23 protein-coding genes are annotated in these 21,232 nt (G+C 36.1%); 16 read left to right on the forward strand and 7 right to left on the reverse strand.

The window, feature by feature from the left end; translation table 11 throughout:
- The first annotated feature begins 220 nt into the window (after nucleotides 1-220).
- Nucleotides 221-1,597, forward strand: a complete 1,377-nt coding sequence (gene mgtE, locus AO843_RS13405; protein WP_054611601.1) for a magnesium transporter — start codon at nucleotides 221-223, stop codon at nucleotides 1,595-1,597.
- 52 nt (nucleotides 1,598-1,649) lie between these two features.
- Entirely contained in the window at nucleotides 1,650-2,060 is a 411-nt protein-coding gene (locus AO843_RS13410; protein ID WP_054611602.1) for a hypothetical protein, read from the forward strand.
- A gap of 65 nt (nucleotides 2,061-2,125) precedes the next feature.
- On the opposite strand, the gene AO843_RS13415 is transcribed toward AO843_RS13410, so the two are convergent.
- Nucleotides 2,126-2,650 carry a CotY/CotZ family spore coat protein gene (locus AO843_RS13415; RefSeq protein ID WP_008174263.1) on the reverse strand — a complete coding sequence of 175 codons (525 nt, stop codon included), beginning with the start codon at nucleotides 2,648-2,650 and terminating at the stop codon, nucleotides 2,126-2,128.
- Nucleotides 2,651-2,775: 125 nt separating this feature from the next.
- On the opposite strand from AO843_RS13415, the gene AO843_RS13420 reads away from it, so the two are divergent.
- The 6 genes from AO843_RS13420 to AO843_RS13440 all read left to right on the forward strand — a co-directional run bounded on the left by AO843_RS13420 (nucleotide 2,776) and on the right by AO843_RS13440 (nucleotide 5,636).
- Nucleotides 2,776-3,180, forward strand: a complete 405-nt coding sequence (locus tag AO843_RS13420; RefSeq protein ID WP_231630146.1) for a YhcN/YlaJ family sporulation lipoprotein — start codon at nucleotides 2,776-2,778, stop codon at nucleotides 3,178-3,180.
- Nucleotides 3,181-3,636, forward strand: coding sequence for a stage V sporulation protein AC (gene spoVAC, locus AO843_RS13425; RefSeq protein ID WP_054611603.1), 456 nt, complete (start codon nucleotides 3,181-3,183; stop codon nucleotides 3,634-3,636).
- On the forward strand, nucleotides 3,630-4,625 hold the full coding sequence (locus tag AO843_RS13430) for a stage V sporulation protein AD (RefSeq protein ID WP_054611604.1): 996 nt from the start codon (nucleotides 3,630-3,632) through the stop codon (nucleotides 4,623-4,625). Before spoVAC ends, AO843_RS13430 begins: the two co-directional genes overlap by 7 nt.
- 16 nt (nucleotides 4,626-4,641) lie before the next feature.
- Entirely contained in the window at nucleotides 4,642-5,001 is a 360-nt protein-coding gene (spoVAE, locus tag AO843_RS13435) for a stage V sporulation protein AE (protein WP_369814422.1), read from the forward strand.
- Between the two features lie 65 nt (nucleotides 5,002-5,066).
- Nucleotides 5,067-5,249, forward strand: coding sequence for a YjcZ family sporulation protein (locus AO843_RS25495; protein WP_082389471.1), 183 nt, complete (start codon nucleotides 5,067-5,069; stop codon nucleotides 5,247-5,249).
- 138 nt (nucleotides 5,250-5,387) lie between these two features.
- Nucleotides 5,388-5,636 carry a stage VI sporulation protein F gene (locus tag AO843_RS13440; RefSeq protein ID WP_054611606.1) on the forward strand — a complete coding sequence of 83 codons (249 nt, stop codon included), beginning with the start codon at nucleotides 5,388-5,390 and terminating at the stop codon, nucleotides 5,634-5,636.
- A gap of 119 nt (nucleotides 5,637-5,755) precedes the next feature.
- Here the strand turns inward: AO843_RS13440 and AO843_RS13445 are convergent, their stop codons facing one another.
- The 3 genes from AO843_RS13445 to AO843_RS13455 form a co-directional block, all read right to left on the reverse strand.
- Nucleotides 5,756-6,184: a GNAT family N-acetyltransferase gene (locus AO843_RS13445; RefSeq protein ID WP_054611607.1), complete on the reverse strand. Its 429-nt coding sequence runs from the start codon at nucleotides 6,182-6,184 to the stop codon at nucleotides 5,756-5,758.
- A gap of 3 nt (nucleotides 6,185-6,187) precedes the next feature.
- The gene (locus AO843_RS13450; protein WP_054611608.1) at nucleotides 6,188-6,703 is read right to left on the reverse strand and encodes a YjcG family protein; all 516 of its coding nucleotides are present in this window, start codon (nucleotides 6,701-6,703) and stop codon (nucleotides 6,188-6,190) included.
- An 81-nt stretch (nucleotides 6,704-6,784) separates the two neighbouring features.
- Nucleotides 6,785-7,504, reverse strand: coding sequence for an alpha/beta hydrolase (locus AO843_RS13455; RefSeq protein WP_054611609.1), 720 nt, complete (start codon nucleotides 7,502-7,504; stop codon nucleotides 6,785-6,787).
- Nucleotides 7,505-7,616: 112 nt separating this feature from the next.
- Here AO843_RS13455 and AO843_RS13460 point away from each other — a divergent pair, with 112 nt between their 5' ends.
- Nucleotides 7,617-8,198 carry a phosphatidylglycerophosphatase A family protein gene (locus AO843_RS13460; RefSeq protein WP_008174245.1) on the forward strand — a complete coding sequence of 194 codons (582 nt, stop codon included), beginning with the start codon at nucleotides 7,617-7,619 and terminating at the stop codon, nucleotides 8,196-8,198.
- A gap of 71 nt (nucleotides 8,199-8,269) precedes the next feature.
- Here the strand turns inward: AO843_RS13460 and AO843_RS13465 are convergent, their stop codons facing one another.
- Genes AO843_RS13465 through AO843_RS13475 form a run of 3 tightly spaced genes read right to left on the reverse strand, consistent with a single transcriptional unit; the run spans nucleotide 8,270 to nucleotide 13,034 of the window.
- Entirely contained in the window at nucleotides 8,270-10,081 is a 1,812-nt protein-coding gene (locus tag AO843_RS13465; protein ID WP_054611610.1) for an ABC transporter substrate-binding protein, read from the reverse strand.
- A 12-nt stretch (nucleotides 10,082-10,093) separates the two neighbouring features.
- The gene (locus AO843_RS13470; protein WP_054611611.1) at nucleotides 10,094-11,590 is read right to left on the reverse strand and encodes an ABC transporter permease; all 1,497 of its coding nucleotides are present in this window, start codon (nucleotides 11,588-11,590) and stop codon (nucleotides 10,094-10,096) included.
- A 13-nt stretch (nucleotides 11,591-11,603) separates the two neighbouring features.
- On the reverse strand, nucleotides 11,604-13,034 hold the full coding sequence (locus tag AO843_RS13475; RefSeq protein WP_054611612.1) for an ABC transporter permease: 1,431 nt from the start codon (nucleotides 13,032-13,034) through the stop codon (nucleotides 11,604-11,606).
- 121 nt (nucleotides 13,035-13,155) lie between these two features.
- Between AO843_RS13475 and AO843_RS13480 the strand changes: the two genes are divergently transcribed.
- From AO843_RS13480 to AO843_RS13510, 7 genes are all read left to right on the forward strand, one after another.
- Nucleotides 13,156-14,895, forward strand: a complete 1,740-nt coding sequence (locus tag AO843_RS13480) for an ABC transporter ATP-binding protein (RefSeq protein ID WP_054611613.1) — start codon at nucleotides 13,156-13,158, stop codon at nucleotides 14,893-14,895.
- 133 nt (nucleotides 14,896-15,028) lie between these two features.
- The gene (locus AO843_RS24050; RefSeq protein ID WP_231630147.1) at nucleotides 15,029-15,172 is read left to right on the forward strand and encodes a hypothetical protein; all 144 of its coding nucleotides are present in this window, start codon (nucleotides 15,029-15,031) and stop codon (nucleotides 15,170-15,172) included.
- 623 nt (nucleotides 15,173-15,795) lie between these two features.
- Entirely contained in the window at nucleotides 15,796-16,608 is an 813-nt protein-coding gene (locus tag AO843_RS13485; protein WP_054611614.1) for a thermonuclease family protein, read from the forward strand.
- A gap of 724 nt (nucleotides 16,609-17,332) precedes the next feature.
- Nucleotides 17,333-17,914: a TetR/AcrR family transcriptional regulator gene (locus AO843_RS13495; RefSeq protein ID WP_054611615.1), complete on the forward strand. Its 582-nt coding sequence runs from the start codon at nucleotides 17,333-17,335 to the stop codon at nucleotides 17,912-17,914.
- Nucleotides 17,915-17,995: 81 nt separating this feature from the next.
- On the forward strand, nucleotides 17,996-18,844 hold the full coding sequence (locus AO843_RS13500) for an alpha/beta fold hydrolase (RefSeq protein ID WP_054611616.1): 849 nt from the start codon (nucleotides 17,996-17,998) through the stop codon (nucleotides 18,842-18,844).
- Between the two features lie 31 nt (nucleotides 18,845-18,875).
- Nucleotides 18,876-19,946 (forward strand): alkene reductase, encoded by a 1,071-nt coding sequence (locus AO843_RS13505; RefSeq protein ID WP_054611617.1) that lies wholly within the window; start codon nucleotides 18,876-18,878, stop codon nucleotides 19,944-19,946.
- 154 nt (nucleotides 19,947-20,100) lie between these two features.
- Nucleotides 20,101-21,132, forward strand: coding sequence for an NADP-dependent oxidoreductase (locus tag AO843_RS13510; protein WP_054611618.1), 1,032 nt, complete (start codon nucleotides 20,101-20,103; stop codon nucleotides 21,130-21,132).
- The last annotated feature ends 100 nt before the right edge of the window (nucleotides 21,133-21,232 follow it).

The raw sequence follows: 21,232 nt of genomic DNA on the forward strand, positions 1-21,232 counted from the left end.
CACCTTGTTCACTTTACTATTACGAATGTAGGGTATAGTAAAAGAGAAATTGTCATGGTTTTAAGAAGAAAATTCCATTATATAGAAGGTAATACACTTCCTCATGAAAATATACAAAAAAGGGTTTGCAGAAAGAGTATAATACACTCTATTATATAGAAGGTAGATTTACGGGCATTGCCCATAACAATGATTGATAGCTCGGAAGGAGGGGACAAGCATGATAGAGGATAGAAATGAAAAGGATGATGTGCAATTTGACGAAGCACATTTACGAGAGATGCTCGAAGCACATAATATTGACGCATTCCGTGATGAGTTTTTAGAGCTTCATCCATATGATCAGGCAACGTTTTACGAAAAGGTGGAACCTGACATAAGGAAAATCATCTATTCGTTTTTGTCTCCAACAGAAATGGCTGATATTTTTGAGGCAATCGATATAGAAGATGATGAGTATAAAGCATACCTTGCAGAAATGGATCCTTCTTATGGGGCAGAAATGCTTTCTCATATGTATGCAGATGATGCTGCAGATGTTTTAAATGAACTGGATATGGAGCAACGAGAAAGCTATCTGGAAATGATGGATGAAGAAACGGCAGAAGAAATTAACGAGCTGCTAAGCTATGATGAATATACAGCTGGATCCATCATGACAACTGAATATGTGGCTATTCCGGAAAACTCTACAGTGCGTTCAGCAATGGCGATTTTACGTAAAGAAGCACCAGATGCAGAGACTATTTATTATATTTTCGTAGTGGATGAAGAGCACCACTTGACGGGTGTTATTTCATTGAGAGATTTAATTATAGCTGAAGAGGATACACTTATTCGTTCGATTATGAATGAACGTGTCGTCATGGTACATGTAGGGGATGACCAAGAAGAGGTCGCACATATTATGAAGGATTATAATTTCTTAGCGACACCTGTTATTGATGATAAAGGTGAATTACTTGGGATTATCACAGTCGATGATATTATTGACGTTATTGATGAAGAGGCATCTGAGGATTACTCTAAGTTAGCCGGTATTTCCGATATGGATAAATTTGATGTAACATCGTTCCAAGCTGCTAGAAAACGTTTGCCTTGGTTAGTGGTACTACTTTTTTTAGGCATGCTAACAGCAAATTTAATGGGGCAATTTGAGGATACTTTAGATAAGGTTGCTTTATTAGCAGTCTTTATTCCATTGATTTCAGGAACTTCAGGGAATAGTGGAACACAAGCTTTGGCCGTAGCAATTCGAGGTATCGCTACAGGGGACGTGGAAGAACATAGTAAATTCAAATTACTTCTACGAGAAGCGGGCACAGGCTTAATGTCAGGAATTGTTTGTGGTTTAATTGTCATTGGTATCGTATATTTTTGGAAACAAGAATTGGTTTTAGGCATGTTGGTAGGTGCAGCGCTTTGTGGTTCGATTTTGGTAGCGACATTGGCAGGTTCATTTATACCGTTGTTAATGCACCGACTAAAAATAGACCCAGCTGTGGCTTCAGGCCCGTTTATTACAACTTTAAATGATATTACAAGTATTTTAATTTACTTAGGTTTAGCATCTGTTTTCTTAAGTCAAATAGGCTAAGAACCAAATGGCCCTCTTTCGCATATTGTATGGAAAAAAGGGAAGTGAGTAAATGAGTAATGTGGATCAAGAGCCACGCTTGTTTATAAAATCACCATCGTATTTTTTAAATATTTCTAAGGTGTTACATGAACTTGATCTGGATGAAAGCACATCTGTATACGTAAAGGACAACACTTTCACAGAACAAATAGTTGAAGAGGAAGAAGAAATTGTAAAAGATGTGCAAATGGATCCGTATTTACTAAAACAACTTCAATTTTTAGAAAAACCATTTCGTCAGAGAGCCTATCAACCGCTTTTAGTTTGTTTAAAAGATGGTAGAAAATTAACTGGTTCTGCCTCAGACGTACAAAGTGATTCTTTAATGCTTACCTCACTAGAATTAAAGACACAGGAAATCATTTATTTTGAAGATATACAAACAGTACTTTGGCGTGGAAGACAATTGCCAACATTATAAAAAAAGTGTACAGCAGAGGATGCTGTACACTTTTTTTTATGTGTGTGTGTCAAAGGTGAAAGAAATTAGTCACAAATCCCTAAGTCAACATCAGCGATACATTGTACAGCGCAGAAGCAAGATAAATCTACAGTAATACAGCTATCTGTTGAGTTCCAATCATCCACTTTGCAGATTTTTTTCATATTTACGCAACAGCCGTCACGACTTAATAAATCTACTGTACTTTCACTAGAATCGAATGTACATAGAGGTTCTAAAACACGTAAAGTCGCACAACACTCATCAAACATATCTTCTACACGGAAGAATACGGATGTACAAATACAAGGATCTGCTGTTGGAGAATTAAAGAATGCTTTGAAAGGAGTACCATCTTTTGTAATTAACATGAATACACGTGTATCTGCTTGAGAGCGTGCAGGACTAACAATCCCGCCTAGTGGTTCTAAGAAACAGTTAGCTGTACATGGAGAACACTCATCTCGCACCGCTTGATTTTGAATATCTAAAATAGCGCGCACTACGTCACAAACGCAGCCTGCTGAATGGATTGGTCCAATAGGATTTGTTGGCTTACCACAACCCATATTGTCACCTCCTTTCCTTGTTACTACTTCTACAATATGTATTTTTGAAAACTGGACTCGGGCTTTCGTATATATGAATAGTTTTTTTATGTGTGGAGAAACTTTAAAGAAAAGGAGGGTAAAACTTGAGGCTACTTGGAATGACGTTACCTCTCTTAGTCGTTTTAATGCTGTTAAATGGTTGTGCTGAAAAAGAAAAATTTATCGTCTATGGTCCATCTCAAAATGGAAGTGAAGTCGAAGCTCTTATAAAAGAAGAGGACTATGTTGAACGTTCAACGGTTATCTATTATGACGATAGTATGCTTGTTGCAGTACAAATTAAACCATGGGAAAAGTGGAAAAAGGCTAAGTTAGAGAAAAAGTTGCAAAAGAAATTTGAAGAGAAATACCCAAATAAAGATGTGTTTGTCTCAGCTGATTATAAAATTTTTTATGAAGCCAATAAAATAAAAAAGGATCAGATTGAAGATAATAAATTGAACGATAAAATTACCGAACTTAAAGAGCTTGCCAAGGAGGAGACATAAATGGAAAAAGAGCAATATCAGCAGTTGGAGCAAAACGTTACACCAAAGCCACCTTATTTAAAGAATGTAGCAAAGGCGTTTTTTGTTGGCGGTCTTATTTGTGCAATTGGCCAAGCTGTGTCCCTTTTTTATATTATTTTTTTCAATTTTACAGAAGCGACAGCGGGGAATCCAACAGTAGCAACGATGGTGTTCTTTGCCATGCTGTTAACAGGCCTTGGCCTATATAAAAGAATTGGCCAATTTGCTGGGGCAGGTTCAGCTGTGCCAGTAACTGGATTTGGTAATGCCGTTATTTCCGCAGCTATCGAACATAGATCAGAAGGCTTAGTATTAGGAGTTGGGGGGAATTTATTTAAATTAGCAGGATCAGTGGTTTTATTTGGGGTAGTATCAGCATTTTTCGTAGCACTTATTAAATATATTCTCGTAACGATAGGAGTGGTTTCATGGTAATCATTTTCCAATCGAAACCATCCCTACTAGCAGGTGGAGTTGTAGCAGGTCCGTTAGAGAATCGAAGTATTTTTAGTCAGTATTTCGATGCTGTTTATGATGATGAACGTTGGCAAATGAAAACCAATGAACAAGGGCATCATAAAATGATTGAAGAAGCCTGTGATGCTGCCATGAAAAAAATTGGCGTACAAAGTGGAGATATTGATTATTTTATAGGTGGGGATTTGGTGAATCAAATGACACCGACCAATTTTGCAGCGAGAGATTTGGAGATCCCTTTTATTGGCTTATTTTCTGCATGTGCAACCTCAGTGTCTTCCGCCATTGTTGCATGCCTACTAACAGAGCTAGGAGCTGCTAATTTTTCACTGGCTGGTGCATCAAGTCAGCATAATGCGATAGAACGACAATTTCGTTATCCCATCAATTATGGTGCACAAAAGCCAAAAACCGCTCAATGGACTGTAACAGCTGCAGGTTATGCACTAATTGGTAAACATCGTGAAGAGTATCCTTCTATTGAAGCTGCCACAATTGGAAAGTCCGTTGATTACGGTATGGATGATCCTTTCCATATGGGCGCTGCAATGGCACCTGCCGCCTTTCAAACGATTCAATCACATTTACAACAACGCAATCAAAAAATATATCATTATGATTTAATATTAACGGGCGATTTAGGCCAGCTTGGCTTAAAGCTTTTGAAAGGAATGCTTGTTGAAAATGGTGTTAAAAATGAGGAACTGACATTGTTACGCGATGCAGGCGCTGAATTTTATGGACAAGATGAAGCATTCCAATCTGGGGCAAGTGGAGCAGGCTGTTCGGCTGCTGTTTTTTTTAGTTACGTTATTCAGCAGATGCGAGCAGGTAGCTATAAGCGCGTATTATTGGTGGCGACAGGGGCATTATTATCTCCATTGTCTTATCAACAAGGAGAGACGATTCCATGTACGGCGCATGCGATAGAAATTACTATGAAATGAGGCACAAATTATGGTGATGACATTTGTATTTGCATTTATTGTTGGAGGCATTATTTGCGCCATAGGTCAATTATTAATGGATGTCGGCAATTTAACACCCGCCCATACATTAAGTACACTTGTAATCCTCGGCGCCATATTAGATGGCATGGGATTATATGAACCATTAATTGACTTTGCTGGCGCAGGTGCTACAGTGCCCATTACCTCTTTTGGTAATTCTTTAACACACGGGGCAATGGCTGAAGCGGAAAAACATGGACTTGTCGGTGTATTAACAGGAATGTTTGAAGTAACAAGTTCAGGAATCAGTGCCGCCATTGTTTTCGGCTTTATTGGTGCATTAATTTTTAAGCCTAAAGGAAATATCGACTAGACGAATACCCCTCCCATTTCTACAACGAAAACATATTATAGGTTGTAGAAGGGAGGGGTGCTTTTATGGGATATCAAGGCTGGTGCTCACAACAGTATGGAAATAATGTTGGTGGGTGGAACAATAGCTATTGCGGGGGCAACAACTATAGTTATTGTGGAGGCAACAACTCTGGCTATGGTTCAACATTTGTTCTAATTGTTGTTCTATTTATTCTTTTAATTATCGTTGGCGCTACTTACATCTAATTTGATGAACACATAGTAAAGGCTTTAACTCTTATTTAGAGTCATTACATATCTAAATAAAGTTAAGGCCTCCACCATTTGTGAATGCTTCGTGCAAGTCGCAAGGTCAATTTGAGTTTTAATGATAGGAGGGAAAACATGCATCGCTCGTTATTTAATTCAATTGAGCAAAAAACAGGTGTTTCGATGGATGAAATCTTCGCATTAGCCAATGCCATTCAACATGCGGATTTTACAAGTGAAAAACAAGTAAGAAAAATTGTACGACGTGTTGCTAAGATATCTAACAGATCCATCACACAAGAGTTAGAAGATAAATTAGTACAATCTATTATTCAAGATGGAGCATCACTAGATTTTGATAAAATCACTAGAATGATGAAGTAGCGCATGGCATATCTACTTGGCAAAGCAGCTTGTTACGATAGAGTAGATAAATGGTGGCAAGCAGATTCGTGTTTAAAAAAGGGTGTTACGACATTGTGCAGTATCGTAACACCCTTTCATTAGATTTGTTTCTCCATTGCTCGATGTGGAATACCAGCATCCATAAACTCTGGTGAAGTTACCGCATAGCCAAGCTTTTCATAAAATGGAATGGCATGGCTTTGTGCATGAAGTTTTAATGTTTTCATATGGATCGAAATGGCGTATTTTTCCATTTCTTTCATAATTAAAGCGCCAAGTTTTTTACCTCGTTGAGATTGTAAAATACAAACACGTTCAATTTTTGCTGTATTGTCTTCAATACTACGTAAACGTGCTGCTCCTACAGGCTCATCGTCATCATACATAATAAAATGCGTTGCAGTTGCATCTTCAGCATCACATTCCAGATGGAGTGGAACACCTTGTTCTTCAACAAATACTTTTTTGCGTACAGCAAACGCATCATCGTGTTCTTGCTTTGTTTCAACAATCTTAACGTTATACAATAATCACTCAGCTCCAGACAAACGGAATGTTTCGTATGTTGTCCATGAGCCATCTTCTAATTGATATAGAAGATGAATGCGATCAATTGTATCTTTTTCATCTACACCAGTCATACGTAATTGACCAAAGATGTCGTCATGCTCAGAGGCCGACATTTTTTGAGCGATTGTAATATGAGGAACAAATACATGTTTCGTTTCCCCATGAGGAATTTTTTCTTGAATTTCGTGTTGGAAAGCTGCTAATTGTTCAGTTGGTTCAATGCGGAAATAAATAGCATTGGTTGTAGGGAAAAACGAACTGATGCGTGATGCATGAATGTTTAAAGGCGCATATTTAGCAGCAAGTTCATCTAATTGCTTAACGATGGTTTGAATCTCTTCTTCAGACGCATCGAAGCTGTCTTTTAACGTCATATGCGGTGTAATCTTCGCAAAATGAGGATCATATCGTTTGCGATAAGTGTTCGCTAAATCTTGCAATTTTTTTGATGGAAATGCCACAATACCGTACTTCATAGTCCATTACCTCCCGAAAATAAACAATTTTTCTAATTAAGTATAACAGAAAATTCACTTTTCGTAATTTAATCACCCATATTAATTAAAATTTTCAATTAATGCACGTCGAAGGTCTGGTTTCCAATATTTCCACGTATGATTGCCATCAAACTCGTCATAAAATGTAGAGAACCCTTTGCTAATCATGAGATCATGAAGCTGACGATTAGGTGTTAAAAAATCCTTCACAGATTTATCCATTGTAACAACTTGGTCTTCGCCTTTACCGACTATATGGTATATAGAAATGGCCCCTGGATCTTTGAAATTTTCAACAGCCTTTAAAACTTCATCATCCACGTATGGTGATTGTAGAATGACCTTGCCGAAAATACTTGGATACTTTAATGCGGCCATTAAGGAAGCTGTAGCAGCCATCGAATCTCCAATCACTCCACGGCTCATACCCATTTGATAAGTAGCAAATTCGTTGTCCAAATAAGGTACTAGCTCATGTGCTAAAAAGCGAAGATAAGCTTCATGCTGCTCACCGCTAGGAATATATTTTTGACGTCGATCGTCAATATCTTTGTAAGGAACAAATGCAATAATTAAATTTTCGATTTCATAGTCATCAATCAGTTCATCTGCTAGCTTTGTAATTCCACCAAGCTGGAAATAATCTTTACCATCTGATGCGATTAGAATGTTGTATTTATATAGTGGAGAATAATTTGCAGGAACATAAATATAGAGCTGTAATTCTTCCTGTAATGCTTCACTATAGAATGTTAAATCCTGTACTGTTCCCTTATCCAATGATGACACTCCTTCTTGTGTTTGTAACAAAATTGTACCATATTACGAAAGTAAAGGTATAATAGGTTGGGCTAGCACTATACTAGCAATAAAATCGAAATGAGGGGTAGTTATGCATAATAAAAGTATTCGTGTGCACTCTGATGAAGTAGCGAAGGCAGCTCATGCCGCGTTAATTCGTAGAGGTGTGGCGATAGAGGATATCGCAAAAATTGTTTACGAAATGCAAAAAACCTATAATGAAGGTTTAACACTGGATCATTGTGTTCATTCGGTTGAGCGTGTACTGCGTAAACGAGAAGTGCAACATGCACTATTAGTAGGAATTGAATTAGATGAGCTAGCAGAGAAAAAATTATTATCATCACCATTACAGCAAATTATAGAATCTGATGAAGGTTTATTTGGTGTGGACGAAACGATCGCACTAGGATCTGTATTTACATATGGCAGTATTGCAGTAACTACTTTTGGCCATTTAGACAAGCAAAAAATAGGGATTATTAAAAAATTAGACACAGAACCTGGACATCATGTTAATACGTTTTTAGATGATTTAGTTGGCAGTATTGCGGCCTCCGCGGCTTCACGTATTGCTCACCGTATGCGTGATTTAGAAGAAGAAGGCGAAACATTTGCGGATATTGAACCGGAAGAGCTAGGCCCAAAACCAAAATCACATAATGAAATATAAAATGAGTTTCTACTATAAAAATGAGCCTTCTCAAATTTTGAGAAGGCTCTATTTTGTATAAAATTCTTTTATTACTTTTTATCGTTATACGCTTTTAAAAATTCTTTTACTTTTTCGCTATCGGCTTCGAGTTTTAAACCAGTGTCAACTAAAGGGGATACAGTTGATACAGCAGGCTTTTTATTGCCTTGGTAATAGCTAATGAACTCGTCTTGGTTAATGGAGTATAGAATCGCTTTACGTAAGTCTGCAGAATCAGAAACTGCACGCCCAGACGTATTCATTTGTAAGTAAGATACAGCATTGCTATCTGCAGTATTTAATGTTAATTTACCATCAGATTTCACAATATCCAGCTTCGTTTCTGGCACTGTTTGAAGAACATGAATTTCTCCATTACGTAATGCTGATAAAGCACTATCGACATCAGAGATGAAACGAACATTGATTTTCGCAATTTTTGGTTCATACTCACTACCAGCACGGTAAGCAGGGTTTTTCACAAATTGTGCTTCATAATCATTTTTCTTTACTAAAATGTAAGGACCACTTGCATAAAGATGGTTGTTATAGGTAGCTGATCCTTCAGTTATTGTAGCTTGATCACCGTAGGCAATATCTTTGTCAGGGTCATAGTTAGCCACATCATACGTATTTATACTTGTTACTTGTTTTTCAGATACAATACCTCCAGATTGGTGTGCTAAATAGTTTAACACTTGTGGGAATGGTGTTGGTGTTGTAATTTTAACAACTTGGTATGAACCTGAAGCATTATTGACAGTGCCTTTATCCTTTGCTAACTGAGCTACAGAAGCAGGAAGGTTTTGTGATAGTGCATCTAGAACTGTTTGATCAGAGCCAGATACTTTTTTGTTTTGTAACTCAGCTAAATCTGAAACAATTTCTACTGTTTCAATATTTTCATGGATACTATAAGTACGATGATCTGGCACTGAATTAGCATCTTTGGCACGGTTTAATGAGAAGACCACATCTTCAGCAGATACTAAATCACCTGTATCGACTGCTGCACCATCTTTCACTGCGGCGAAATGAATATCATCGCGTAAAATAAAGTAATATTCTTGATTGCCTTCTGCCATTACATGGTTATAAGATAATGAACCATCTGATACAACGTCATCAGTGTCCGTTAAGTTAACAAGACGAACATACATATTTGTGTTTAATGTGTTAATGGAACCATCATTTCCTTTAATTGGGTCAAGAGAAGTAAGAGAATTAATAGTTTGGTGTAATATTAATGGTTCAGTAGCATTTTTAGCAGAATCATTAAATTCGATCTTTTCCCATACTTGCGCACGAGATTTTGGTAAATGTACAGTCTTAGGATTTACTAATTCAGAGTAGATACCTTGATACTTATTGGAAATATATAAAGGTGCAATATAAGCTTGATCTAATACTAATAATTGCTCTAAATCTTTATATTTAGCCGCTGCTTCTTCGCCAGTCAATGTACTTGCTTCATCGATTAGTGCATCTAATTTTGAATCTGCAACAACACTGTAATCCCCACCAGTTTTAAATAAACCACGAACAGCATAGTCAGGGTTACCTGTTACTGTTGTCCAGCTTGATAGAGCAAGATCATAGTTACCTGCTTCTTTTTGGGCTGAGAATGAACCGTAGTCTGGTTGAATGTTCAGTTTTACATCAAATCCATTTTTTACTAATTGGTCACGTACAATATTCATATCTTCTTCAGAAGATGCCATTCCTAATAGTTCAATAGCTACCTTGCCATTGCTCTTGTCACTATCTTTTGAATCTTTACTGCCTTCTACATCAGTTTTTGTTTGTACACAGCCAGCTAAAGCTAATACTGCGACGAATAAAAATACAAGTAATTTCTTCATAGTAACCTCCGATTAATTTGTTTTTGGATCTAAAGCATCTCGTAAGCCGTCTCCTAAGAAGTTAAAGGAGAGGACAAGAAGCATAATACAAAGACCTGGGAAAATAGCAACATACGAATGTGTCTCCAGGTACGTACTACCAACTTTTAGAATATTGCCCCATTCGGGAATATGAGGCTCAATACCAAGCCCTAAAAAACTTAAACTACTTGTTGAAATGACAGCGCCACCAATCGTAAGCGTTGCTTTCACAATCATGGGTGCTAATGAATTAGGGACAATGTGCTTGAAAATAATAGCCGCATCAGATGCACCCAAAGCTCTGGCAGATTCGACAAATTCATAATTTGCTAGTTGCATGACATTTGCCCGCATTGTACGAGCATAGGTTGGGATTGCCCCAACACTAAGTGCAATAATAAGATTGACCGTGTTAGCACCAAATGCAGCAATAATAGCAATAGCTAACAAAATACCTGGGATGGCATATAAAATATCAAGGCTCCGCATGATGACATTGTCGGTTGTTTTTCCGTAATAGCCCGAAAACGCCCCTAAAGCTCCTCCAACCAATGCAGGAATAATCGTTGAGAAAAATCCGACGATTAACGAAATTCGTGCCCCAAATACAATACGAGAAAATAAATCTCGCCCGTAATTATCTGTGCCTAGAGGATATTCTAATGATGGTGTTTGTAGCAGGGCACCGTAATTATTTTCTGTAGCAAAGTCATAGTCAAAAGTCCAAGTACTTGTGACAGATAATGAGAACATTAAAATAACGAAAAATAACCCGAAAACGGCCATCGTATTACGTAAAATCTTTTCCCATATTTTTTGCCACTTCTCAATGGAAGAAGGGTTTGCCTGTCGAGCCTTTTGAATAAGACTATAACCAAGCAATGTAGCAAATAGGTTACCAGTGAAAGAAGCCAATAGTAGTAATATACCTGGGATAAGCATCCATTTCGGTGCCTCAGTAGGTGTGACAAATTTAATGCATAAAATTGTCATCACGATATAAACAAGCGCGAGCACTAAGAAAACACCCATCGCAATTAAAAAGGTATCTGTTACATATGGTTTAAATAAGTTCAATGCTGCAATACCAATGATGAATAATTGTGTAATGAAGGCATAAGCAGCAAAAGTATATTCTGCAGTCCTTCTTTTTGCTACAAGCATAAAAGCAAAAGATGTAGAAAAAATATTGCCTGAAAGTACTGTTAATAATAGTGGATAGCCAAAAATACGGGTACTCCTTTGGATTTCACCAAACTTTGCTAAATCATTTTTAAGTCGTAAATTTACAAAAGCCACATAGGCTGTAGTAATTGCATAAATAACAAAGAAGAGTAGTACAACAGGTCGCCAGCTATGGGTAGAGAAATTATAGCTATAGGCTAGAAATAGTAAAGAAAACAGTAAGGAAAAGACAAAAGTAAAATGAGAATTGACATATTCCTGTGTAATCTTCAAAAGTAGTTTGACATGTAAGATGTTTTTCACAGGTGATCCTCCTTTAAGACTTCTTCATTTTCGAGCGAATGCGTGGATCAAAAAAGGCATACATGATATCAATCAATAAATTGACAATCGAGATAGTGATAGCAATATAAACAACGCCCCCAAGAATAGCTGGAATATCAGGGATAAATTGTTTATCAACAATATAGCTACCAATCCCACTAATGTTGAATACCTTTTCTGTAACTGATGCGCCCCCCAACATACCTCCAAAAAGAAGTCCAATCACCGTAATAATCGGAATCATGGCATTGCGAATGGCATGTTTTGAAATCACTTTAAATTCATTTAACCCTTTTGCTTTAGCTGTAATAATGTAATCTTCGTGAATCACCTCAAGCATACTCGACCTTGTCATCCTTGCAATGGATGCTGTAATGGATGTACCCAGGACAATAATTGGCATGATAAGAGATAACCAATTTTGAGGGTTATAGGTCGCTGGAAACCATTGTAGCTTTAACGCGAACGTTAAAATAAAGATTAAACCTTGCCAAAAGCTTGGGATGGATAAACCAATTAAAGCAATAAACATAAATGTATAATCCAAATACGAATTTGGACGAACCGCTGAAATAATACCGACTGGAATGGCAATAGCGACAGCCATTAACAGTGACAATACAGCTATTTCAAGTGTGACAGGAAATTTATTGGCAATGCTGTGCGTAATGTCTTCTTTACCTGCAAAGGATGTACCTAAATCAAAAGTAAATAGGCCAGATAGTGAATGCCATAGCTGTGATAAATAAGGTAGATCCAATCCATGTATACGATTAAAGTTCGCGATTTGCTCTGGTGTTGCTTCAACTCCGAGTAAGTTTCTGGCTGGATCGAAAGGTGATAGATACAAAATCGTAAACACTAACGTTGCCACACCAACAATAACAATGAAGCTTTGTAAAATTCTTTCAATGATAAATTGCAGAAATGGGTTCGCAAATAAGATTAGTACTACATAAAATAAAACAGCTGGTAGGAAGGTAAGAGCCACAAAACGTTTGTTTTTCAGTTGCTGATTAAAAAATTGTTCATAAGTTAGTTGTTGTATGCCCTCTTTTTGTAAATCTTGGTCTACTTGCTGTTGAAGCTTTCTATTGGCTAATTGATTCGCCAATTGCTGTATTTGCGACGATGATACAGCTTCTTTAAAAAAGGTGGATTTTGCTATTTCTTGCTGTTCAAATGATTGCTGCCATTGAGCAAATAAATCATTTTCCATGTAGTGTTGACTACGCAATTCAAAAGCCTGATCGTAAGTGTTTAAATGTTTTCTTTTCCAATAGATAAAGTATGTAAATGGATGAACCAAAACACTTAAAAGAAAAAGTATCATTTTGTAAGGCTTTTGATGCATTAGTTTTTGATAAATCATAGAAAAGAAAGTAAATTCCTTAGATTTTAAATGATTTTTTGAAGTAACCATGCATTTCCTCCAAACATAAATAAAATATTCAGCATTATATTGTATAATTCCTATCAGTATTGTAAAGTATGGATTATACTCGAAAGTAAGTCAATCACAAATTTTAAAAAGGATGGGTCGAATGAGTGAAAAGCTTTTAGAAATCAATAATCTTCGCGTGTCCTTTATCACAGGGGAGACAGAATTTGAAGCTGTAAAAGATGTCAGCTTCCATCTAAATAAAGGTGAAACACTCGGAATTGTGGGTGAATCGGGTAGTGGGAAAAGTGTAACGGCACGTTCCATTATGCGTCTATTACCTTCGCCACCTTCATTTATGAAATCTGGCAATATTGTGTTTAAAGGTCAAGAGTTAACTGAATTAGCTGAAAAACAAATGGAAGCGATTCGTGGACAAGATATTAGCATGATTTTTCAGGATCCTATGACATCTACAAATCCTACTATTCGAATAGGTGATCAGGTGGCTGAAAGTTTAATCAAGCATCAGTCCATGTCAAAGACAGAAGCCTATAATCAAACCATTGAATTATTAAAACTGGTTGGAATTCGAGATGCAGAAGAGCGTTATCGCCAATATCCCCATGAATTTTCAGGTGGAATGCGTCAACGCGTAATGATTGCTATGGCACTTGCATGTAATCCATCTCTGCTTATCGCGGATGAGCCAACGACAGCACTGGATGTAACCATACAAGCTCAAATTTTAAAATTGATGCGTGATATGCAAAAGAAAATGGGCACATCTATTATTTTAATTACACATGATTTGGGAGTAGTCGCCGGAATGTGTGATCGTCTCATTGTTATGAAAGAAGGAGAAATTGTTGAACAGGGTACAACAGAAGAGATTTTTGCAAATGCCCAACATCCGTATACCCAAAAATTATTGAATGCGCTACCAAAGCTACATGAAAAAAAGCAGCCAAAAGAGATATCAAATATTCAACCAGGTATTGATCGAAATAAACCTTTGATCGAGGTAACACATCTGTCAAAAGAGTTTTCCTTAGGCAGAGGCCAAACATTAAAAGCTGTCAACGATTTATCGTTCCATATACTCCCAGGTGAAACTTTAGGCTTAGTAGGCGAATCCGGCTCAGGTAAATCTACTACGGGTCGAACAATCCTACAGCTTCATCAACCTACAAATGGAGAGGTCTTATATCAAGGGATTCCTGTAACGAGACTAACGAAAAAGCAGTTAAAGGCCATGCGACGCCATATGCAAATTATTTTTCAAGACCCCTATTCATCGTTAAATCCCCGCAAAAAAATCTTAGATATTATTGGGGAAGCTCTTGATATTCATGGCCTAGTGAAGAACCATGAAGAGAGACTACAACGGGTGGAGGAATTGTTAGAACTTGTCGGTTTGAAGAAAGAACATGCCATGCGTTATCCGCATGAATTTTCAGGAGGTCAGCGACAACGTATTGGAATTGCTAGAGCATTAGCGGTTGAGCCAAATTTCATTGTCTGTGATGAGCCCTTATCAGCACTAGATGTTTCCATTCAAAAGCAGATTGTTGATTTATTAAAGGATTTACAACAAAAACTTGGTTTGACGTATTTATTTATTGCACATGATTTATCGATGGTGAAGCATATTAGTGATCGTGTAGCAGTCATGTATGCTGGGAAGATTGTTGAATTAGCTGAAAGTGAGGAGCTATATACGAATCCTCAACATCCATACACGCGTGCATTATTACGTTCCATCCCAATTCCGGATCCGAAGATTGAGAAACAGAAATATAATGATGCCGAGAATACAGAAGACGTGAAAGTTCACTATGAGGTAGAAAATAGCCAACTTGTAGAAGTTTCTCCAAATCATTGGGTAGCTGTTACAACGTGATAGCTTGAATGTAGTAGCTTGATATTTTACAATAGAAACATCGTGAAACTTTTTGTCCTCTGGGTGATAAGTTGAGCAACTTATATGAATATTAGGTATAAGAAAAGATGATTAGTTGTGAGGGGCCTTCTACATGAAAATGCAAGATGTAAAAACTTTAATAACAAGTGGTACAATTCTTCTTGCTGTAGCATTGTACATGATATTTGGCAGATCTCCTGCGGAAGAAATAGATACAACAGTTACAGATCAACAAGGAAGTATTTCTATTGAGTAAGTGGAAGAAACTGGAAACAAACGCTTTGATGTAGACTATATTAAAGCATATGATGGGTTATCACTATAAAACTGTACATTAAAATATTGTACACATTAAAATCGTAAAGTGTTGATATTACTGTAATTTCATGTAGGTCTTCAAAATATAGGTGTACACAATAAAATTTATTTAATTATAGATTATAGTCTTATCTTGATTAACTATGTTTGTATACAGTGTACATATTTAGCTGATATAGAATAATGATATATCAGCTAAATATTTATAAATATTGCTTAATAATAAAGGTATTATGATCTTCGGTTTTTAAGACTGAAGATTTTTTATATGTAAGGTAGTAATTAAATTATTGTTGAAAATTCTTAGTAGAAAATAAATCAAATTCATTGTGATATTAGTGTATTGATAATAGACTTAAATAAGATATTAATGAAAGCTAGAAGAGAGGTACGGAAAATGAGTGACAAAGATATTAAAACGCTAATTACAAGTGGAACAATTATTTTAGCTTTTGTATTATATTTGATATTCAAATAAAATTAAGATCGATCTTCAGTTTTAATTTAACTGAGGATTTTTAGTTTTATAAAGAGATATAAATTAGAAAGTAGAGTGTAAATTTGAAGAAAATTATTTTTGCTTTATTCATTTCTACATTGGTTCTGAGTGCATGCGCAGAAGAAACTAGTACGAATATTATTGAGAATGAAGATATAGAAGGTCTTATATCATCAACGATAGAAAATGCTGAGAAACACGATGTAAGTAAGTTTGAAGAATATGAGCTTGAAAATGTAATTGACGGTGATACAGTAAGAATAAAATATAACGGCAGCTCTGAAAAAGTTCGTTTTTTACTTGTTGATACTCCTGAAACTAATCATGAGACATTAGGAGAGCAACCGTACGGACCAGAAGCTAAAGAATTTACTAAGCAACTTTTAGATGGTCAAGATACAATATATTTAGAATTTGATGTTTCTTATCGTGATAAATATAAAAGACTACTTGCCTATATTTATACCAAAGAGGGTATAAGTGTCCAAGAGCAGTTATTGAAAAATGGATTGGCACGTGTGGCTTATATATATGAACCAAATACAAAGCACGTAGATTGGTTTAAATCGGTTCAAAAAACTGCACAACAGTCAGCTATTGGTATTTGGTCAATTGAAGACTATGTAACGAATCGTGGATACGACAAGGATGCTTATTATGCCACTACAGAAAGAAATAAAGATAATAAGAAAAAAGAAAATGATAAATCTATTACTAATGAAAACAGTTGTGTAATTAAAGGTAATATCAATTCAAAAGGAAATAAGATTTATCATATGCCTGGTCAACACGATTATGACAATACAATAGCTGAAGAAATGTTCTGCACTAAAGAAGAGGCAGAGGATGCTGGATTTCTACCAGCAAAACAATAAAATAATTCAAATTTCCTGTCTCTATAAAGAAGGGATTTCATTTTTTCTTTTGGATTAGGACCCTATTAAGTGATGAAAATTTCCCCATTAATGAGCCATTTTAAGGCCAAATCACGGATTGTAGCTTTGTAAAAAAGATTAATCGTTTATAATAAAGATTGATAAAAATCATCTCATTAATTATTCTTTGAGATGATTTTTTTATTGGACATTTATGTGTTTTTTGTAAAAAAGTTACACCGTTTTACCCCTTTGGATAATATTAATCCGAAGGGGTGTTTTTTATGTCAAAACGAACTAGAACATCTAAAGTCGAAAAGTGGATGAAAGAATGTCGTGGCTCTGGAGTTGGAGTGGAATATAAATCATTGTTAAACATTCAAGTGTAGTTTTTTTAAAAGATTGATCATTTATAATAAAGTTTGATTAAAAATCCTGTGTTGATATGCAGGATCTTTTGTTCAACAAACGGGCCATTTAATTGAATACCACTTCTAAATTAAAAATAGGACTTTATGTTAATATTGATGTGATTTTGTTAAACGATGTACTTAAGTAAGCTAACGGGGTAGTTTAGTTGAAAAGATAATTAGTATGTGTCAGAAGATAATATCCAAAACTCAATACTTTACTAATTATTCTATATAGTGTAATGTGCATTGTAGAACGTTCGGTCTAAAAAGACTGTTAAAGATTTTTTATTCTTTAGGGAGAAGGAATTGAGATGGCTAGAAATAAAGAATTTGATGAAAAGGCAGTTCTAAAAAAAGCGATGGAACTTTTTTGGAAGCAAGGATATGAAAAAACATCGATGCAAGATTTGGTTAACCACATGGGGATCCATCGTAGAAGTATCTATGATACATTTGGTGACAAGTACTCATTATTCTTAGCTTCTTTAAAATCTTATGAAGTGTTTGTTGCAGAAGAATTAACTAAAATTATAAGCAATTCTTCAACATTGAAGATAGCTATTAGAAATATTTTTGAGTATGTAGTCAATTTAGCTGAATTAGAAATCTATCCAGCAGGTTGTTTTGCAGTTAATACTGCTGTAGAGTTGTCTTTGTTAGATAAAGATATACAACATTTAACTACTAAAATGTTTAACGATACAGAAGAGTTATTCAATAAACTTTTAAAAGAGGGGCAAAATAAAGGCGAACTTAAAAATGATTTAAATACTCAAGTTACTGCTCAATTTCTGCATAATAACCTTATTGGTTTAAGAGTATTAGTTAAAACCAAGTATACAAAAAAGGATTTAGAAAGCATTATTGATTTAATTTTGAAAGTGTTAGAATAGCTTTCTTTTTTCTTTCTCCATTCTAGAATGCTCGTTCTAAAAAAGACTTTCTTTATAAAAAAAAACTTAAGGAGAATTTATATGACAACATTTACAATTCCAACAAAATCAACATTTATTGAAGCGAATGGAACACGTTTTGCATATAGGAAATTTGGTGCGGAATCAGGTACACCTGTCGTATTCCTTGTTCATTTTAGAGGGACCATGGAAAATTGGGATCCTAACATGCTGGCTCCAATTGCAAAAGAAAGACCAGTGATCCTTTTTGATAATAAAGGAGTTGGAGAGACAAATGGTAGAACACCAGAAACGATAACAGAAATGGCACAAGACGCTGCTACATTTATCAAAGCACTTGGACTTAACCAAGTGGATCTTCTAGGTTTCTCAATTGGTGGGATGGTGGTTCAAGAATTAGCCTTACAAGAAGGACACCTCATTCGCCGTATTATTATAGCTGGTTCGTCTCCAGAAGCTGGAGTAAATCCAGATCCAGTAATATTTGAGAGAATGAATCGCCACGAAGGAAATGTAAACGATGCTTTAGATGATTTCATGTTCTTCTTCTACCGTTCAACTGAAACTAGTAAAGCTGCTGGAATGGAGTCTCTACAACGAATCATGAATCAGAAACAGGTTGAAAGCTCAGATCAAGTACAAGCAGCTCAACTAAAAGCCGTTGCAAAATGGGCCCAACCGAAGACTAATCATAATTACGATTGGTTGCAAAACATTCCTCATCCAGTGCTTGTGACCAATGGTATTGAAGATGTAATGGTACCAACAAAAAATAGTTATATTCTAGCTGAGAATTTACCAAATGCACAGCTGATTATCTATCCTGATTCTGGTCATGGACACCTGTTTCAGTTCCCAGAATTATTTGCTGAGAATGTTAATTCATTTTTAGATGCTACAGCACTATAAGTATCATAACAAACAAAAAAGGAGATTGATTATGAGTAAGCTATTTGATGAAGTGCGTATTGGAAATATTTCTTTAAAGAATCGTATAGGCATGGCACCTATGACAAGAAGTCGTGCCTTAGAAGATGGTACACCTAGTAATTTAGCAGTTGAGTATTACGGTCAACGTGCGTCTGTTGGCTTAATTATAAGTGAAGGTACTCAACCTTCTGATGATGGGCAAGGGTATACAAATACACCAGGCATTTATACTAAGGCTCAAATTGAAGGATGGAAAAAAGTTACATCTAAAGTTCATAACGAAGGCGGTAAAATATTTATTCAACTGATGCATGTAGGGCGTGTATCCCACCCAGATAACACACCACATCACCGTCAAGCCATTGCTCCTTCAGCCATTGCTCCTAATGTGGAAATTTTCACTCCTCAAGGAATGAAGCAAGTTCCTACTCCTAGAGAGTTAACAGAAGGAGAAATTAAAGATGTAATCAATGAATTTCGTTTGGCAGCACGAGCAGCCATTGAAGCTGGTGCCGATGGTGTCGAAATACATGGGGCTAACGGTTACCTAATTCAGCAGTTCCTAAGCGAAAACTCTAATCATCGTCAAGATGCGTATGGTGGTTCAATAGCAAACCGATCTCGATTTGCTATTGAAGTAGCTAAAGCGGTTGTTGAAGAAATTGGGGCCGAACGTACGGGTATTCGTTTTTCACCTCAAGGTACTTTAAACGGTATAGAAGAGGGAGAAACAAGTATTGAGATGTACCATTATCTAATTGCGGAGTTAAATAAGCTCAAGCTTGCCTATCTTCACGTCATGCACTTTGGAAACGAACCATTACTACAAGAAATACGAAAGCTTTGGTCACAAGCACTTCTCGTTAACCGAGCAGGACGCCCTTTAGATAAATTAACAGTAGACTTGGATAATGAACTGGCTGACGTTGTAACTGTAGGGACTTGGTTAATCGCAAACCCAGATTTTGTGAAGCGTTTGAAAGTCAATGCACGATTAAACGAGCCTGATCGAAATACAATGTATGCGGGTGGTGCGGAAGGATACACAGATTACCCGTTCTTGAATGAAGAACGTGATTAAAGAGCAACGGTAACAATAAATTAAACTTCCCCTAAACATGTTTAAGTTTAGGGGAAGTTATTATTCCTTAAAGTATGAAAGGGAATTGAGAATCGTTACAACCTAAGGAGCGAAGTGAGTCAGTAATTTCATTCAGGTTAAAAGGAGTTTTGTGATGAGAGCATTTGTAATAGAAGCATACAAGAAAGAGCCTACTTTTATTGATCGACCAGTACCCAAAGTAGGCAATAATGAAGTATTAGTTAAAATACATGCAGCGAGTATAAACCCACTTGATACAAAAATACGTAAGGGCGAATTAAAGCTACTCCTGCATTACGATATGCCATTGACATTAGGAAACGATTTTGCGGGAACGATTATCGAAGTGGGGAAAAATGTAACCAAATTCAGTGTAGGCGATGAAGTTTATGGTCGTCCCCGTTCTAACAAGATTGGCACATTTGCAGAGTATCTATCAGTACATGAAGATGATATTGCGATAAAACCTAAAAATCTTAGCTTTGAAGAAGCTGCATCTATCCCTTTGGTTGGTTTAACTTCTTACCAGACCCTTTACGACATCTTGAAGGTTAAAAATAATCAAAAAATTTTAATTCATGCTGGCTCTGGAGGTGTAGGAACTTTCGCTATACAGCTTGCAAAAGAAATGGGAGCCTATGTTGCAACTACAGCAAGTGAGGGAAGCAATTTAGCAAAATCACTTGGTGCGGATGAAGTTATTAATTATAAAATAGAAAAATTTGAAGAAATTATAAAGAATTATGATGCAGTGATTGATACTATTGGGGGAGCAACCTTAGAGAAGTCATTTCTGACAGTAAAAAAAGGTGGGAAGATTGTTTCAATCTCTGGTACCCCAAATGGTCGTTTTGCAAAGGAAATGGGACTGGGACATTTTAAAAAAATGTTACTCTCATTAGCAAGTACAAAGTTAACTAGTTTAGAAAAAAAGCACGATGTGGAGTACACTTTTCTTTTCATGAAGCATAGCGGACAACAGTTACAAGTATTAACAGAACTTTTGGAATCAGAGAAGATTAAACCAACGATTGATAAGATCTTCACATTTGAAGAAGCTACAAAAGCAATTGGTTATGTAGAAAATGGAAAATCCAAAGGGAAAGTAATCTTAACTATCGTAGGTCAGCAGAATAATAGTAAGGAAGAGATTACTCTGACTTAAAGAAAGACAAGTTAAATTACCATAACCAAACAAAATGATTAGATATAAATAAATTCATATAATGAAATGCTTTTATTTACAATTCATATAAGTTGTTTCG

The organism is Lysinibacillus sp. ZYM-1 (genome assembly GCF_001308875.1).
Taxonomy (GTDB): Bacteria; Bacillota; Bacilli; order Bacillales_A; family Planococcaceae; genus Lysinibacillus.